Here is a 16,030-nt window from a genome sequence, read left to right as displayed (position 1 = left end):
ACCGGCCGGGTGCCGGCTCTCGGTGATGGAAACGCCTTTGCCGCCGCGGCGCTCGCTGTCTGACGTGCCACCTCGAGCCGACAGCGAGCCGAGCGTCGCGGTCGCGGACGCCCTCCCCGACTTCGCCGACGCCTTCCCGTTCGAGCGGTTCAACGCCATGCAGTCCGAGGCGCTCCCCGCGCTCTTGGAGCGCGACGACAACGTCGTGGTCAGCGCGCCCACCGCGAGCGGCAAGACTGCCCTCGCGGAACTGGCCATCTGCAAGACCCTCGCGGCGGGCGGGACCGCCCTCTTTCTCGCCCCGCTGCGCGCGCTCACCAACGAGAAAGAGCGCGAGTGGGAACGCTTCGAGGACATGGGCTACTCGGTGTACGTCGTCACCGGCGAACGGGACCTGAATCCCCGGCGGGCCGAGCGGGCCGACATCCTCGTGATGACCCCCGAGAAGGCCGACTCGGCCACCCGGAAACACGACTCCCATCGCTACGCCTTCATCACGGACGTGGACTGCTGTGTCATCGACGAGGTCCACCTGCTTGACTCGGACCGGCGCGGCGCGGTGCTCGAGGTCACCGTCTCGCGCCTGCGGCGGCTCTGTGACCCCCGCGTGGTCGCCCTCTCGGCGACGATGCCCAACATCGACGACGTCGCCGACTGGCTGGACGCCCCCGCCGAAACCACCTTCGCCTTCGGCGACGACTACCGCCCGGTGCCGCTGAACGCCGACGTGAAGACCTACTCGCACGGCGAGAACGCCTTCGCCGACAAGTACCGGCGTCTCTACCGCGCGCTGGACCTGACCGAACCCCACATCCGCGAGGAAGGCCAGGCGCTCGTCTTCGTCTCCTCCCGGCAGGACACCGTCCAGGCTGCCAAGAAGGCCCGCGACGAACTGGCCGAACGCGACGTGCCCATCGGTGCACGCGGCGACTACGATTTCCACAACGACGCCGCCGACCTGGGGAACGACACGCTGCGCCAGTCCGTGCTCGACGGCGTGGGCTTTCATCATGCCGGCCTCGCCCGCGAGGACAAGAACCGCGTCGAGGACTGGTTCAAGGAAGGCAAGATCCAGCTGCTCTTTTCGACCTCGACGCTCGCCTGGGGCGTGAACCTCCCCGCCCGCTGTGTCGTCATCCGCGACACCAAGCTCCACGACCCGCTCGAGGGCGAGGTGGACATGAGCCCGCTCGACATCCTCCAGATGCTCGGCCGCGCCGGCCGGCCGGGCTACGACGACATGGGGTACGCCTGGGTCGTCTGTGACCGCTCGGACGCCGACAAGTACCGTCGGCTGCTGCGGGACGGCAAGGAGATCGAGTCCCGGCTGGCGGGCGAGCTCGACGCCCACCTCAACGCCGAGATCGCGCTCGGCACGATTCGCGACGTCGACGACGTGATGGCGTGGCTCCGGACGACGTTCTACTTCGCCCGCGCCCAGTCGGCCCCCGACGAGTACGCCGCCGGCAGCGACCTCCGCGAGCGGGTCAGCCACACCCTCTCGGAGCTGGTCGCCGACGGCTTCGTCGAACAGGACGGCCTGCACGTCGAACCGACCCGCCTGGGCCACCTGGCCTCGAAGTTCTACCTCCGCCTCGACACGGCTCGCCGGTTTGCCGACCTGGCCGAGCGCTGCGAGGCGCAGGCCGAACGCGGAGCCACGACCCCCATCGAGCCCGAGGACCTCCTCACCGCGGTCGCCGGCGCGACGGAGTTCGACAGCGTCAGCGCGCGCTCGGACGAACAGGACGCGGTCGCCGCGGTGCTGGGCGAGGCCGACGCGGACTTAGACGCCGGCCAGCGGAAGGTACTCGCCATCCTGAAAGCGGGGATGACCGGGACGACGCCGACGGAACTCAAGAGCGACGCCTGGGTCATCCGGCAGAACGCGCTGCGCCTGCTGGCGGCGCTCCGGGCGTTCCTCGACGACCTCGCGCCGGCCCGCGCTGCCAACCTCGCCTGCCGCGTCGAGGCCCGCGTCGAGCACGGCATCAGCGCCGACGCCGTGGGCCTGACCGCCATCGACGGGGTGGGGTCCGGCCGGGCCGGGAAAGCTCGCCGCCGAGGGCCTCCGGACGCCGGCCGACGTGGTCGAAGCGGGCGTCGACGGCCTCGTCCGCGCCGGCCTCTCGGAGGGCGTGGCCGAACAGGTCCTCTCGAACGCCCGCGAGTTACCCGTCGTCGATCTCGACTGGGGCGCCTTCCCGGCGGCCATCGCCGCGGGCGACAACGAGATGCGCGAGGTGACCGTCACGAACGCGGGTGGGGCCGCCCGCGCGGGCCTCCGGGTGACGGTCAACGGCCGCGAGATGACCGCGAAACCGTCCTACCTGGGCGAGGCTACGCTCCCGGTGGCCGTCTTCGGGGCCGACACCGACGAGCTGACCTACACAGTCGAGGTCACCTTCCCCGACCTCCCGCTCCCGCCGGTGACCGAACAGCGGACCGTCCGCGTCGACTAAGCCGGCCTTACCGGGGCGAGTGAACCGTTCATCCGGGGTCGCTCCCGTCCCGTGTCCCGCCTGAATATGCCTCCGAGCGGTGGCGAACGGCGCTGAACCCTCTGAACGGTCCCGGAGCGTCTGTCCCTTATACGAGCAGTCACCCACAACCGCCGGGCGAGGAGGTCCACCATGACAAACACCCCGCCCTTCGACACCCCCGCTGAATCGACGTCCGGGAGGGTCCGCTCGGTGGCCCGGGCCGTCCGTTACGGGCCGGTCGAGACCGCCGGGTTCTGGACCGGCGTGCTGGCCCCGCTCGCGTACCCGCTCTTGCTCGTCGGTCAAGTGACGACGCAGTCGCTCGGCCTCCTGTGTGCCGTCGTCGCGCTGAACGTCTGTGGCCTCCTCCTGGGCCGTGGCTACGCCGACCGCTCCTGAGACGGCGTCTCGTCGCCAAACAGGAGCGCCCGGAGTTCGGCCGCGCCGGCGACGACGTAGTCCGCAGCCGAGAGGTCCGTCTCGTCGCCGTCGCCGCGGAAGCCCACCGTCGTCATGCCCGCGGCGGCGGCCGCCTGCGCCCCCGCGGTCGAATCCTCGACGGCCCAGCACTCGGCCGGCGCGACGCCCAGTTCCGCCGCGCCGCGCTCGTAGATGCCGGGGTCGGGTTTGCCGGCCCCCGCCAGGTCGTCGGCGCTGACCACGGCGTCGAAGTGACACAGGAGGTCGAACCGCTCGTCGACGACCTCGATCCAGTCCCACGGCGAGGAGGTGGTCAGCGCCAGGGCGACTCCTGCTGCCTGGAGGTCGTCGAGCAGGTCGTGGCCCCCCTCGAGCAACGTGGCGTGGTCGCGGTATATCTCGCGCCCGGCCGCCTCGAACAGCGCCTCGTACTCATCGCGCGAGACGGCGAGTTCGTACTGCTCGGCCAGCTCCGGGTAGACCTCCTTGTAACTCCGCCCGGTGATGGCCGACAGCGGGATGTCGTCGTTCGGGGCCGCCGTCGGCAGGATGTGGCCCCGCTGCTTTTCGACCCAGTAGTCCTCGGACTGGACGAGGACGCCGTCCATGTCGAAACAGATCGCCTGCGGCGGGCTCATTACCCCCTCTCACACGCTCGACCGGTTTGGATGTTTGGGCCCCGGTGACCCGGTCGCGTTCGGCGACGCACGCCCGACCACGGCCCGACGCCTCCGAGGGTTTATATTCGAACCCGGGACCAGACCGGTCCATGCACGACGGAACGCGCGTGATGGCCGGCCAGTGTACGACCGTCTTCGAGGGCTCCCGCGAGCGGGAACAGCGGGGCGACGTCCTCGTCGTCGTCAAGCCCGACAACACCGTCCTCGTCCACGACGCCGCGGGCTACCAGCCGGTGGCGTGGCTCACCCGCGCCGAGAGCGTCGCTGTCGAGGACGGCGTGGTCACGGCCCGCGACGGCGGGGACCTCCTGCGGGTGGTCGCCCACGAGGAACACGGGAGCGCCCGGTTCCCGGCCTCCGACGCCGGCGTCCCGGTCGCGGACTGTCCGGTCTGTTCCGGGACACTCGTGCGGACCCGGGGCGAGGTCGCCTGCACCGCCTGCGAGGCGTCCTACGGTCTGCCGAGCGACGCCACCGTCACCGGCGGCCGCTGTGGCGACTGTGGGCTGCCGACGATGCGCGTCGAACGCGGCGCGGCCTTCGAGGTGTGTCTCGACCGGGACTGTGACTCGCTGGACGAGCGCGTGACCGAAGCCTTCGACTGCGAGTGGGGCTGTCCCGACTGCGAGGGCGACCTGCGTATCATCCGCCGGGGCGGCCTGCTGGCCGGCTGTGTGAACTACCCCGACTGCGATACGGCCTTCTCGGTGCCCTCCGGGGTGGTCGTCGACGACTGCCCCTGTGGCCTGCCGGTGTTCGAGACGGCCGGTGGGCGGCGCTGTCTCGACAGCACCTGTGACCGGACGGACTGACCCCGGGCGACGCCACGACGGCGACCCGCAGGGGCTTTGTCCCCCGCCCGACAGTCCCCGCTATGGACCTCACGCTCGACGGCGACGTGGTCCGGGCCGGCCCCCGCGCCCGCGAGCGGTTCTACGACTCGCGTGGCTACGGTCGCGTCCGGAACGGCGACCTCGACCTCGCGCCCGTCGAGGCCGCCCACCTGCTGTATCGTGGCGACGTAGAGCGCGTCGACGGGATGGACTTCCGGGCCTTCCTCGGGTCGACGGCCGTCTCCGAGGTGGCCTTCCTCGTCTACAAGGACCTGCGGGACCGCGGGTTCTACCTCTCGCCGGCCCGCGAGGGGTGGGTCGACCGCCCCGCCGGCGCGGACTTCGTGGTCTACCCCCGCGGGCAGGGGCCGTGGGACGACGCCGTCGCTTACCGCGTCCGCGTCGTTGGCGAGCGTGACAGCGTGCCCGCGGCGACCCTCGGCGACTGCGTGCTTGCAGTGGTCGACGAGGAGAGCGAGCTAACCTACCTGGAGACCGACCGCCCCGACGTCTCGGGGACCAGCGCCGCCGCCGTCCCCACGACCGAGGGCGAGTTGCTGGCCGAACGGGTGCTGTGCTGGGACCCGCCGGCGCAACTCTACGAGCAGGCGTTCTACGGCCAGCTGCTCGACGACGCCGTCCAGCTGTCGCTGGTCGAGGCGGCGTACCTCGCCCGCGAGGGGACGCTCGCCGTCGCGGGTGGCGCCGACGCCGTGGTCGCCCGGGGCCGTGACGTCGAGGGCGACCGGTTCGACCGCCGGCTCGCGGTCTACTCGACGCTTCGGGCGGCCGGCGTCGTGCCCAAGACCGGGTTCAAGTTCGGCGCGGACTTCCGGACCTACGCCGACGTCGAGGACGTCGACAACCTCGGCCACTCCGAACTGCTCGTGCGGGTGCTGCCAGGCGATCACGCCTTCGAGCCACGGGACCTCGCGCTGGACGTGCGACTGGCCCACGGCGTGCGGAAGCGAATGGTTTTTGCGCTGACCGGGGCCAATGAGGAGGTACGCTGGCTCGCCGTGAGCCGACTGACACCATGACCGACCACGACGCGCCCCACGACGACGCATCGCCCGACGAGGACCGCCGCCAGTCGGGGGACGCGTGGCGCGACGCTGGCCCCGCTCGGACGGATGGCGGCGAGCCGAGCGAGGCGAGGCGACCCTCGTCGGAACTGCGTTCCGACGGCGGGGCGGACGCCGCCGGCGCCGACGACGTGGCGCTGGACCCCTGGGGCTCCTCGACGGTCGCCGACTACCGCAAACTGTTCGACCAGTTCGGCATCGAGGCCTTCGACGACATCCTCCCGGGCGTGCCGACCCCCCACTACCTGATGCGCCGGAGCGTCATCTTCGGCCACCGCGACTACGGCCGGGTCGCCCGCGCGATGCGCGAGGGCGAGGACTTCGCCGCGCTCTCGGGGTTCATGCCCACCGGCGACCCCCACATCGGCCACAAGATGGTCTTCGACGAGATCATCTGGCACCAGGAGCAGGGCGGGGACGCCTACGGCCTCATCGCCGACCTGGAGGCCCACGCCGCCCGCGACCTCTCGTGGGCAGAGATCGACGAGCACACCCGGAGTTACGTCCTCTCACTGCTCGCGCTTGGCTTCGACCCCGAGGCGGGCGAACTCTACCGCCAGTCGACCAACCGCGAGGTCCAGGACCTCGCGTTCGAACTGGGCGTCGAGGCCAACTTCTCGGAGCTGCAGGCCATCTACGACTTCGACGGCGAGACGGACGTCTCGCACATGCAGTCGGTCGTCACGCAGATGGCCGACATCCTCTACCCCCAGCTCGACGAGCCCAAGCCGACGGTCATCCCCGTCGGCCCCGACCAGGACCCCCACATGCGCCTGGTCCGTGACCTCGCGGCGCGGATGCGCTACTTCGGCGTCACCGAGGCCTACGCCAGTTTCGAGGCGGACCCCGCCGAGCGCGGCCTGCTCCGGAAGGCGTACAACGCCCGAACGGACTACGCCGAGGACGCCGATCGGCCCCGCTGTGGGGAGGCCGCCGACTGGCTGCGCGAGCAGGACCTCGAACCCGACTCGGCCCGCCAGTCCGCCGTCGAGAAACTCGAGAACGCCGGGAAAGAACCCATCCGCCCGGACCCGGATCTTCGACCGCCGGGCGACCGACGCGGCCTTCGAGGCGCTGATCGAGGCCGTCGACGGCGAGAAGCGCGTCTACGACGAACACGTCGATGCCTTCGACCTGGACCAGGACGCGGCCGAGGAACTGGCCCGCGAGGTCGAACTCGACAACGGCGGCTACGGTTTCCTCCCGCCATCCTCGGTCTACCACCGCTTCATGACCGGGCTCACCGGCGGGAAGATGTCCTCCTCGGTGCCGGCCTCGCACATCTCCCTGCTCGACGACCCCGAGGACGGCTACGACAAGGTCAAGTCCGCTACCACGGGCGGCCGCGCGACTGCCGAGGAACAGCGCGAGAAGGGCGGGAAGGCCGACGAATGTCCGGTCTACGAACTGTACGCGTACCTGCTCTCGGGCGACGACGACGAGTTCGCCACGGAGGTCTACGAGGAGTGCGTCGGCGGCGAGCGCCTCTGTGGCGGCTGCAAGGAACAGGCCGCCGAACTGATGGCCGAGTTCCTCGAGGATCACCAGGAGAAACGCGACGAGTGGGAAGAGAAACTGGACGAACTCGACATCGAACTCGAGTCCGACCGACGACGCGACTAGCATCCGCTGGCTGTTACCTGCACGCTTCCTGCGTCGCTGTTACCGCGAACCGCCAGAGTAGCCCCGAGCGTTCGACTCCCGGACCTCGTTGCGCGCTTCACTCACTCCGTTCGCTCCAGTGCTTACGTCGGCCGGGTTCCTCGAACGCGTCGCCCCTTTCAGTCCACCCACGCTGCGTGACCAGCCGGCTACGGGTGGGCTGAAAGGGGCGAGCGGGTACACGAACCCCGACGACGCAAGCATCCCAGGAGTGAGCGGAGCGAACGACGAGGCGCACAGCGAGTCGCGGGAGTGGAGCCGCTCGGGGCTTTCTGGCGGGTTTCGATGTTATCTGCTGGCGTTGCGTACGCTACGGCACACCAATCGGTTGCTAGCCGGCGTCACAACGCTTTTACTGTCCCGTCACAACCGTTCGCACATGGCATCCGAATCCCGACATGCCGGTGTCGCGCGTCAGTCGTCACGCAGTCCGGGGTTCGGCTTCTTTTTCGCTGCCTGACGGGTGGTGGATTCGGGACCGACCGACCGGTCGGCGCCGACGAAACCAACCGGAGGGGACGAGGTTCCGACCACGCGGCGGGACCTCGGCTATCCGAGCGGGACCGGTGCCCGCGAGGACGAAGTGAGAACCGTTAACTGAGCGACCCGCAGTGATGTTCACAACGACCGACACGCGCTATGAAACGACCACAGGCACAGGTGGCCGTCCTCGAGGCCGCCGACGCACAGGAGGAGCGAGGTATCGACGAGGTGGCCGACGAGGCCGGCCTCAAACCCGAGGCGGCCACCCGCGCCGCGTTCGAACTGGAAGCCGACGGCCTGCTGACCGTCGCCGAAGAGACCATCGAGCACTACGACCTGACCGAGGAGGGCGAGACCTACGTCCGCGAGAGCCTGCCCGAACAGGACCTCTACGAAGCGGCGGTGGACGCCGGGGCCGACGAGGACGCCGTGTCGATGGGCCAGGTTATCGGGACGTCGGGCCTCGAGGGCGCGGCCGTCGATATCGCGCTCTCGAACTACGCCCGGAAGGGCTACGGACGCATCGACAGCGGTGAGATAACGGCTGACCCGGACGCCGACACCGGGGACGACCCCGAGATGCTCGCGCTCGAAGCTGTCGCCGACGGCCGCGTCGAGGACGCCGACGACGATGCGCTCTCGCAACTCGAACGCCGCGGTCTCGTCGAAGTCAGCGAGGAGACGGTCCGTTCCGTCGTGCTGACCGACGACGGCGTCACCCAGCTGATGGCCGGCATCGAGGTCGCTGAGACCGTCGACCAGGTCACGCCCGAACTGCTGACCAGCGGCGAGTGGGAAGCCGTCGAGTTCACCGAGTACAACGTCGCGGCCGACGCCGAACCCGCCTCGCACGGCAAGGAGCACATCCTCCGACAGACCGCGAATCGGGTCAAGGACACGCTCGTCGGGATGGGCTTCCAGGAGATGCAGGGCCCGCACGTCGACGCGCAGTTCTGGATCAACGACTGCCTGTTCATGCCCCAGGACCACCCCGCGCGGACCCACTGGGACCAGTTCGCTCTCGAACGGCCGGACGAAATCAAGGAGCTGCCCGAGGACCTCGTCGAACGGGTCCGGTCGGCCCACTTAGAGGGCGTCGGCCCCGACGGCGAGGGCTACCACTCGCCGTGGGCCGAGGACGTCGCCCGCGGCCTGGACCTGCGTGGCCACACCACGTCGCTGTCGATGCGCTACCTCTCGGGCCACGAGATCGGCGAGCTCGAACCGCCCGAGCGGTTCTTCTCCGTCGAGAAGGTGTACCGCAACGACACGCTGGACCCGACGCACTTACTGGAGTTCTTCCAGATAGAGGGGTGGGTCATGGCCGAGGACCTCTCCGTTCGCGACCTGATGGGCACGTTCACGGAGTTCTACGAGCAGTTCGGCATCACCGATCTGGAGTTCAAGCCCCACTACAACCCCTACACGGAGCCGAGTTTCGAGCTGTTCGGCACGCATCCGGAGACCGGCGAGATCGTGGAGGTCGGCAACTCCGGCATCTTCCGCGACGAGGTGTTAGAGCCGCTCGGCGTCGACTGCGACGTGATGGCGTGGGGCCTCTCGCTGGAGCGGTTGCTGATGCTCATGTACGGGTTCGAGGACATCCGCGACGTGCACGGGACGCTGTGTGACTTAGACCTCCTGCGTTCTGAGGAGGTGATGCACTGATGCCCGTCGTCGATGTCGACCCCGACGAACTGCGCTATCTGACGGGCCACGAGGAGAAAGACGACGACCAGCTGAAGTCGGATCTGTTCGACCTCGGGCTGGAGTTCGAGGGCTGGACCGAGTCTGAGGAGTTCCAACTGGAGTTCGCCCCCGACCGCCTGGACCGCCTCTCCGTGGAGGGGGTCGCCCGGTCGCTGCGCTACCACTACGGCGACGACCGTGGGGTGTACGTCCCGAACACGAACTCCGCCGAGTGGACCATCGAGGTCGAGGACCAGCCCGAGGAACGACCGTACGTCACCGGCGCCGTCGTCCGCGGCCTTGACATGGGCGAGGACGCCCTGGAGTCGCTCATCCAGCTGCAGGAGAAGCTGCACGCGACGATGGGCCGCAAGCGGGCGAAGGGCGCCATCGGCGTCCACGATCTGATGATGCTCAAGGGCGAGGCCGCCGTCGATGGTACGGGCAAGTCCATCACATACACCGGCGTCGACCCCGAGGGCGAGACGTTCGTTCCGCTAGACTCGGACGCCGAGATGACGCCGGCCGAGGTCATCGCCGATCACGACACCGGGAAGAAGTACGGCGACCTCGTGGCCGACTTCGACCGCGTGCCCGCCATCTACGACTCCATCGGCCTGTTCTCGTTCCCGCCGGTCATCAACGGCCAGCGGACCGAGGTCAGCGAGGGCTCCCGGGACCTCTTCATCGAGATGACCGGGACCGACCAGTGGACCATCGACCACATGTGCAACATCGTCTGCTACGCGCTGGCGGCGCGTGGCGGCCAGGTCGAACGCGTCGAGGTCGAGTACGCCGACGACGCCCCCGGCGAGCACGCCGGTCGGACCCTCGAACGGCCGGACCTCTCGGTGCGCTCGAAGACGGTGACGCTCGACCGAATCCAGTCTATCATCGGGGTCGACCTCGACCCCGAGCAGGTCGTCGACTACGCCGAACGCGCCGGCCTCGACGCCGAACAGGTCGAGACCGAGGACGGCGAGGTCGCCTTCGAGGTCGAGATTCCGCCCTACCGCGTCGACGTGCTCCACCCGCTGGACCTCGTCGACGACATCGGCCGGGCGCTGGGGTTCAACACGCTCGAACCGACCTACCCCGACGTCTCGACGGTCGGCGGCCGCCACGAGCGCTCGCGCCTGGAGGACGCCGCCCGCGACGCGTTGGTGGGCCTCGGCTTCGAGGACCTGCTGAACTTCCACATGACCAACGAGGCAGAGAACTTCGAGCGGATGGGGCTGTCGGTCCCCGAGACGGCCGACGACGCGGCCGACGTCGTCGGTGCGGCCGACCCCGTCACCATCCAGGAGCCGTACAGCGAGGACTACACCATCCTCCGGACGTGGGCGCTCCCCTCGCTCATGATGGTCTTAGAGAACAACACGCACCGGCGCTACCCGCAGGACCTCGCGGAGATCGGTCTCGCGGCCGAACTCGACGACTCGGAGAATACGGGGACTGCCGAGCACCGGACCGTCGCCGGGGTGCTGGCTCGCACCGACGCCTCTTACGAGGACGCGAAGGCCCGCCTGCAGGCGCTCGCCGAAGCCTTCGACACGGATCTGGAGACGCCGCCGACCAGCCACCCGTCGTTCATCGATGGCCGGGCGGCCGAGGTGGTGCTGGACGGCGAGTCCGTCGGCGTCGTCGGTGAGATTCATCCGCGCGTACTCGTCGAACACGACCTGGAACTGCCGGTGGCGGCGTTCGAGTTCCGCCTGGCCGCGCTGTCGTAGTCGGGCGCGACCGACGGGAGCGCCCGGTTTTTCGCCCACGTTTTCAAGGAGCGGTTGCGAGCGACGCGAGCAACCCGACGAAGAAAGGTGGTTGTGCAGGACCTGGAACTGTCGGTGGCGGCGTTCGAGTTCCGCCTGGTCGCGCTGTCGTAGCGAAACGAACGATTATCGCTCGCTCGGGTAGACGTACTCGACGCCCTCTGGACTGCTGTCGTCGTCCGCGTCCGTCTCGACGACGATAGTCGAGGAGAGCTTGTTGAACAGCCGGAGCCCCTCCTCCTCGTAGGCGAGCCAGCCGACCAGGATGTCCAGCGGGAGCAAGAACGCCTTCCCGAAGCTCTCGATGGTCGCGGTCGCGTAGTCGATCGGGTCGCCACGCTCGTCGGTCACGGCGATGTTCATGACCATCTTGCCGGCCGACTGGCCCTGGTAGCCTTCGAGTGCGGTCCAGTAGACGACCAGTACGAGGCCGTTCAGCCCCGCGAACGGCGTCGACAGCGAGAGGCTGCCCGTCAGGAGCGCGAAGACGCCGGTCGCCTCGCCGAGGCCAGCGAGGACGGCCCCAACCAGAATGACGTCGAGCAACCACGCGAGAAACCGGTCGTCCCACGATGCGATGTGTAGTTTGCGGGGGGCCTCGGGCATACCGGCCGTTCGCCCACCCGCGTCTTCAACGTTCCCGCTACAGGTCCGCGCCGATGGCGTCCTCGATGCTGTCGAAGCCGTCGTCCTCGAGCAGTTCGAGCAGCCCCTCGTTGATGTCGCGGGCGATGGACGGCCCGCGGTAGACGAGGCCGGTGTACAGCTGGACCAGCGACGCGCCGGCGCGAATCTTTCGGTAGGCCCCTTCGGCCGTCGAGACGCCGCCGACGCCGACGACGGGGACGTCGACGCGCTCGGCGACGAACCGGACCATGCTGGTCGCCTGTCCCTCGATGGGCTTGCCCGAGAGCCCGCCCTGTTCGACCCGGTTGGGCGAGCGCAGACTGGTCGGGCGGTCCATCGTGGTGTTGGTCGCGACGACGCCGTCCAGGTCGAGCTCGGTCACGAGCGCTATGGCGTCCTCGACGGCCGGGTCGGGGAGATCCGGGGAGAGCTTCACCAAGAGCGGCGACGCGCCGGCGTCCTGGAGTTCGGTGAAGATGGCCGCCATCGCGTCGCGGTTCTGGAGTTCCTCGAACCCCTGGGAGTTGGGACAGGAGACGTTGACGACGAAGAAGTCCCCGCCCTCGGCGACCCGCTCGTAGGTGTAGCGGTAGTCTTCGGGGGCCTCGTCGGTGCCGACGTGCTCGCTCTTGGCGACGTTGACGCCGACGGGAAACGGGGCGTCGGTGTCCGCGAGGCGCTGGCCGACGACGTCCGCGCCGTCGTTGTTCAGCCCCATCCGGTTGATGATGGCCTCGTCCTCGCGCAGACGGAACATGCGCGGGCGGGCGTTGCCGGACTGTGGCTCGGCCGTGACGCCGCCGACTTCGGCGAACCCGAACCCCAGCGACGAAAGCACCGTCGGGATCGTCGCGTTCTTGTCGAACCCGGCGGCGACGCCGACGGGGTTGTCGAACGACTGGCCGAAGGCGTCGACTGCGAGACGGTCGTCGCTGACCGTGTACCGCCGCGCCATCGCGGTCGCGACCGGCGTTCCCTCGACCGTCTCGAGCAGTCGGTGGACCGCGTCGTTGGCGGTCTCTGCCGGGAGCCGGAAGAGGAGTGGTCTGGCGATATCGTAGGGTCTCATGGGGGAATCGTCGTCAGGTCATTCGAGCGAGAACACCGGCGTCAGAAGTCGTGCTCGACCTCGTCGGGGTCGGCTTTCTGGATGATAATCTTGTTGTCACGTACCCGGACGAACACCTCGTCGCCGATCTCCATGCCGGCGACCGCGAGCTCGTCTTCGTGGATGTTGATGTGTACGTTGTGGTACTCGCCGTCTTCGTCTTTGGCGCCACTCGGGCTGAGCTTCTTTTTTCGCACCATCGAGCTATCCTACTCGGTGCTTCGCCGCAGGATACACTTAAGTCTACCGTGCCACGCCGCCCTACCGCCTCGAGGCGGCGCGCGCGAGCGAGCGCCCCCGTCAGAATCGCCCGCTTCAGGGGGGCGATTCCGTCCTGTCGGTTTCTGGTATATAACAGTACCGTAGCAGGACCGTCGAATCCGGGGGTATATTTATGTTCGGTCATGTGTTGAGTTGACATGGAGCGGTGAAAACCATGGCACGTGACAGTGATAAGCGCAACTTTGCGCTCCGTGAGGATGGCAACGAATCGAGCGTCTTCTCTGGGGGGACACCCCGACAGGCCGCACTGAAGGCGGCCCGCCGGCTCGAACCCGCAAGCAGTGAGGAGGCGGCAGAGCGCCAGGAGATCCGACTCCGCGAGAAGGGGACACACAAGGTCCACATCTACGAGGCGTGGGCCTGGGTGGAGGAAGCCCCCCCGACGACAAACCCGACTGGATGCCTGGCGACATCACGAAGGGGAACGTCTCGAAGAAGGGGGTCGAACACCTCGACGACATCTAGGCGCATCCGTTCTGGCCGAGTCTTTTCCGATAGCGTGCGTCCCCGGCAGTGACGATGACGTGGTCCCCGGCAGGCAGCGACGGGTACAGCCGTCCCCGGCACTGCGTCGTCTCGGGTGGTGGCGGCGTGTCTGCTCCCTCCGTCCGGTCTGCTCCCGGTGTTCGATTCTCTTCTCCTCGCACGCACTGCGCGCGCGACGCTTCCCGCTCTGCATCACACTTGCACCGAGCCCCGCCGAACGCTGAATACTCATGGGCCGGCAGCGGCCGGGTTCCCATCGCCGGGTCGCAGTGCTCGAGGGACTCGGTCCCGGCTGGCCACCAGCGACCGCGTGAGACTCTCTCCCCCGTGTAATCGCGTGCCGAAGCGCCTCCGGTTCGACGGGGTTAAGTGTGGCACTGCCATCGGACTCTAATGCGAACGTGGCGCGGGGCGACGCCCCCCGCCAGGCCGGACGGCATCCGTTGCCCTTAAGTATACCAGGGCGCTCGGATGCAAACGCGAAGGTGGTTCGCGTCGGGCGGTTCCGACGCGATCCCGTTCCGATGCCCTTAAGTGTAACAGGGTACTCGGAATGAACGCGAACGAGGCCTGGTCGGGGCCATCGAAACCCGTCCACGATCGGACCGCGGCGAGGTCGTCTCGTCGGCGTGACTCGAAGCCTTTAAGATGGCTTCGACGTAACGAACAGGTCCGGAGTACATGAGGATTCCACCCCTGCGGTCCGCCGTCAAGATGGGATCTGATGTTAGCCCTGATAGTTCGGTGACACTCGGTCGGCGAGTGTCCTCGAACACCCTTCGATAGCGACCACACTCCAGATGGAGTGTGACCCGCCTAACCCCCCGGCCTTGTGCCGGGATACATTCCGGTTGATCCTGCCGGAGGTCATTGCTATTGGAGTCCGATTTAGCCATGCTAGTCGCGCGGGTTAGACCCGCGGCGTATAGCTCAGTAACACGTGGCCAAACTACCCTATGGACAGGGACAACCTCGGGAAACTGAGGCTAATCCCTGATACAGCTCTCACGCTGGAGTGCCGAGAGCTGGAAACGCCCCGGCGCCATAGGATGTGGCTGCGGCCGATTAGGTAGATGGTGGGGTAACGGCCCACCATGCCGATAATCGGTACAGGTTGTGAGAGCAAGAGCCTGGAGACGGAATCTGAGACAAGATTCCGGGCCCTACGGGGCGCAGCAGGCGCGAAACCTTTACACTGCACGACAGTGCGATAAGGGGACTCCAAGTGCGAGGGCATATAGTCCTCGCTTTTCTGTACCGTAGGGAGGTACAGGAACAAGTGCTGGGCAAGACCGGTGCCAGCCGCCGCGGTAATACCGGCAGCACGAGTGATGACCGATATTATTGGGCCTAAAGCGTCCGTAGCCGGCCAGACAAGTCCGTTGGGAAATCGACGTGCTCAACACGTCGGCGTCCAGCGGAAACTGTCTGGCTTGGGGCCGGAAGACCTGAGGGGTACGTCCGGGGTAGGAGTGAAATCCTGTAATCCTGGACGGACCACCAATGGCGAAAGCACCTCAGGAAGACGGACCCGACGGTGAGGGACGAAAGCTAGGGTCTCGAACCGGATTAGATACCCGGGTAGTCCTAGCTGTAAACGATGCTCGCTCGGTGTGCCGCAGGCTACGAGCCTGCGCTGCGCCCTAGGGAAGCCGAGAAGCGAGCCGCCTGGGAAGTACGTCTGCAAGGATGAAACTTAAAGGAATTGGCGGGGGAGCACCACAACCGGAGGAGCCTGCGGTTTAATTGGACTCAACGCCGGACATCTCACCGGTCCCGACAGTAGTAATGACGGTCAGGTTGACGACTTTACCCGACGCTACTGAGAGGAGGTGCATGGCCGCCGTCAGCTCGTACCGTGAGGCGTCCTGTTAAGTCAGGCAACGAGCGAGACCCACATCCGTAGTTGCCAGCGATATCTAGCGATAGTCGGGTACACTACGGAGACTGCCGTTGTTAAAACGGAGGAAGGAATGGGCAACGGTAGGTCAGTATGCCCCGAATGGACCGGGCAACACGCGGGCTACAATGGTCATGACAGTGGGATGCGACGCCGAGAGGCGGAGCTAATCTCCAAACGTGATCGTAGTTCGGATTGCGGGCTGAAACTCGCCCGCATGAAGCTGGATTCGGTAGTAATCGCGTGTCAGAAGCGCGCGGTGAATACGTCCCTGCTCCTTGCACACACCGCCCGTCAAAGCACCCGAGTGGGGTCCGGATGAGGCCTGGATACCCAGGTCGAATCTGGGCTCCGCAAGGGGGCTTAAGTCGTAACAAGGTAGCCGTAGAGGAATCTGTGGCTGGATCACCTCCTACAGAACGGGACTGAGGTTCTACCTCAGCCCACCTTACACAGGGTTTTGAGGACTGTCGCCGACCGAGCACCTAAGAACTATCAGGGCTAACGAATGCGGATCTGC

At 67.5% G+C, this 16,030-nt stretch carries 9 protein-coding genes, 1 rRNA gene and 3 pseudogenes; 9 read left to right on the top strand and 4 right to left on the bottom strand.

What is annotated here, in order from left to right; genetic code table 11:
* The first annotated feature begins 64 nt into the window (after window positions 1-64).
* Together P1N55_RS10900 and P1N55_RS10895 are read left to right on the top strand one after the other, a co-directional pair.
* Window positions 65-2,462 (top strand): annotated as a pseudogene (locus tag P1N55_RS10900) (DEAD/DEAH box helicase).
* A gap of 171 nt (window positions 2,463-2,633) precedes the next feature.
* On the top strand, window positions 2,634-2,882 hold the full coding sequence (locus P1N55_RS10895) for a hypothetical protein (protein WP_276275636.1): 249 nt from the start codon (window positions 2,634-2,636) through the stop codon (window positions 2,880-2,882).
* Here P1N55_RS10895 and P1N55_RS10890 read toward each other — a convergent pair.
* Entirely contained in the window at window positions 2,864-3,541 is a 678-nt protein-coding gene (locus P1N55_RS10890; RefSeq protein ID WP_276275635.1) for an HAD family hydrolase, read from the bottom strand. The two genes, P1N55_RS10895 and P1N55_RS10890, sit on opposite strands and share 19 nt — an antisense overlap.
* 131 nt (window positions 3,542-3,672) lie before the next feature.
* Here P1N55_RS10890 and P1N55_RS10885 point away from each other — a divergent pair, with 131 nt between their 5' ends.
* The 5 genes and pseudogenes from P1N55_RS10885 to pheT all read left to right on the top strand — a co-directional run bounded on the left by P1N55_RS10885 (window position 3,673) and on the right by pheT (window position 11,068).
* Entirely contained in the window at window positions 3,673-4,395 is a 723-nt protein-coding gene (locus P1N55_RS10885) for a PDDEXK family nuclease (RefSeq protein ID WP_276275634.1), read from the top strand.
* 62 nt (window positions 4,396-4,457) lie between these two features.
* The gene (gene endA / locus P1N55_RS10880) at window positions 4,458-5,456 is read left to right on the top strand and encodes a tRNA-intron lyase (protein WP_276275633.1); all 999 of its coding nucleotides are present in this window, start codon (window positions 4,458-4,460) and stop codon (window positions 5,454-5,456) included.
* A pseudogene (locus P1N55_RS10875) lies at window positions 5,453-7,124 on the top strand (tryptophan--tRNA ligase). The gene endA and the pseudogene P1N55_RS10875 overlap by 4 nt, the downstream one beginning before the upstream one ends.
* Window positions 7,125-7,802: 678 nt before the next feature.
* A complete protein-coding gene (gene pheS, locus P1N55_RS10870) occupies window positions 7,803-9,314 on the top strand; it encodes a phenylalanine--tRNA ligase subunit alpha (protein WP_276275632.1) in 1,512 nt (503 codons plus the stop codon).
* Window positions 9,314-11,068, top strand: coding sequence for a phenylalanine--tRNA ligase subunit beta (gene pheT, locus P1N55_RS10865; protein ID WP_276275631.1), 1,755 nt, complete (start codon window positions 9,314-9,316; stop codon window positions 11,066-11,068). Before pheS ends, pheT begins: the two co-directional genes overlap by 1 nt.
* Window positions 11,069-11,233: 165 nt before the next feature.
* Here the strand turns inward: pheT and P1N55_RS10860 are convergent, their stop codons facing one another.
* Genes P1N55_RS10860 through P1N55_RS10850 form a run of 3 tightly spaced genes read right to left on the bottom strand, consistent with a single transcriptional unit; the run spans window position 11,234 to window position 13,042 of the window.
* A complete protein-coding gene (locus P1N55_RS10860) occupies window positions 11,234-11,713 on the bottom strand; it encodes an RDD family protein (protein ID WP_276275630.1) in 480 nt (159 codons plus the stop codon).
* Between the two features lie 37 nt (window positions 11,714-11,750).
* Entirely contained in the window at window positions 11,751-12,803 is a 1,053-nt protein-coding gene (locus tag P1N55_RS10855) for a quinone-dependent dihydroorotate dehydrogenase (RefSeq protein WP_276275629.1), read from the bottom strand.
* A 41-nt stretch (window positions 12,804-12,844) separates the two neighbouring features.
* Window positions 12,845-13,042 carry a hypothetical protein gene (locus P1N55_RS10850; protein WP_135303304.1) on the bottom strand — a complete coding sequence of 66 codons (198 nt, stop codon included), beginning with the start codon at window positions 13,040-13,042 and terminating at the stop codon, window positions 12,845-12,847.
* Window positions 13,043-13,278: 236 nt separating this feature from the next.
* Here P1N55_RS10850 and P1N55_RS10845 point away from each other — a divergent pair.
* Window positions 13,279-13,589 (top strand): annotated as a pseudogene (locus tag P1N55_RS10845) (non-histone chromosomal MC1 family protein).
* 865 nt (window positions 13,590-14,454) lie between these two features.
* Window positions 14,455-15,924 (top strand): 16S ribosomal RNA (locus P1N55_RS10840).
* Window positions 15,925-16,030: the final 106 nt, after the last annotated feature.

It is taken from the genome of Haloarcula regularis, assembly GCF_029338315.1.
Taxonomy (GTDB): domain Archaea; phylum Halobacteriota; class Halobacteria; order Halobacteriales; family Haloarculaceae; genus Haloarcula; species Haloarcula regularis.
Note: the sequence above shows the minus strand (reverse complement) of the source record. Positions and strands in the feature narration are given on the sequence as shown.